General features: G+C 61.0%; 2 protein-coding genes. One reads left to right on the plus strand and one right to left on the minus strand.

Annotated elements, in window-relative coordinates; translation table 11 throughout:
• A partial coding sequence (locus ABT116_RS48130) for an alpha/beta fold hydrolase (RefSeq protein WP_351647822.1) occupies window positions 1–695 on the minus strand: 695 nt, incomplete at its 3' end.
• Between the two features lie 74 nt (window positions 696–769).
• On the opposite strand from ABT116_RS48130, the gene ABT116_RS48135 reads away from it, so the two are divergent.
• A partial coding sequence (locus ABT116_RS48135; RefSeq protein WP_351647824.1) for a MarR family winged helix-turn-helix transcriptional regulator occupies window positions 770–1,203 on the plus strand: 434 nt, incomplete at its 3' end.

Here is a 1,203-nt window from a genome sequence, read left to right on the forward strand (position 1 = left end):
GCATCATGCACCCGTCCGTCCTGCGCGAGGACCACCAGCACCTCGACATCCAGTGCGCTCAAGGCCTCCTTCGAAGGACGTCGAGGCACTACGAGATCGGGTCGCGGTAGATCCGAAGTGCCCACTTCCACAAGAGACAGCCAGTCGGAGTCGATACTCAACTCACCTGTCTCCCACTCCAACAGTCGCCGTCGGCCAGCCCGCGACGGCTTGAGCAACAGCGGAAGCGCACGCAGAAGGTAGCCCGCCTTCATACCGGAGAAACTCGAATTAGGATCGAGCAGAACAAGTTTCCCGACACGTTCCGGGCGACGCAAAGAAAATGCCAATGCGATCATCGCGCCGTAGGAATGTCCGATTACATCGACGGCCTCGGCACCGGTGTACTCGACTATCGATTCCATCCACTCGATCAGATCGTCGGCGGACTTCATCGGATTACCATTCGGAACGCTGCGCCCGGCATCCCCCATGGTGTCGACGGCAAAGACTCGTCGAGATTTCGACAACGCCGCAACGTTGTCGAACCACACCGTCGAGGTGGCGCCTCCACCGGAAAAGAGGATCAACGGCGTCGAGTTTTCAGGTCCACAGACGTTCACATGCGTGCTCCCGAACCGGCCTGTGAGGTCCACACCCAGCGGTTTCTGCGGCCATTTGGTCAGTACAGCGTCGTATGCGCGATCGAAGTCCATCCCCCACCCCCATTTCTCTCGATTATCGAGATAGTAGACAATCGAGAGACAACACACCAGGGCTGGAGGCATCCTTGAGCGTCGGCGATGCAGAAGAAGAAGCGATGGCGATCGTGCACTCGCTTCGCGCACTGACCGTCGACTTGAACGTGGCGGTTTCCGGCTTTGCAAACAAGTACACAATGCACTCCACCGACGTGCGCGCGTTGATCTGCCTTCTCGATGCCGAGCGCTCGGACACACCGGCGACGCCAGGCTGGCTCGGCGCACAACTGGGAATCAACTCGGCATCGGTGACTGCGCTCGTCGACCGCATGGTCAAAGCGGGCCACGTAGCTCGCGAACGGGACTCGGCGGACCGACGGCGAGTGCTCTTGCAGGTCACACCCACTGCAGTCCAGGCTGAGCACCATCCGGCGCTGGCCGAGGCGGCGGTGCGGGCGCTGGGGCGGATCGATCTTCCAGTCGGTGCCCATGTGACGCTTCACGGAGCGGATGGTCCGGTCCA

This window comes from Streptomyces sp. NPDC002130, assembly GCF_040296465.1.
GTDB lineage: Bacteria > Actinomycetota > Actinomycetes > Streptomycetales > Streptomycetaceae > Streptomyces.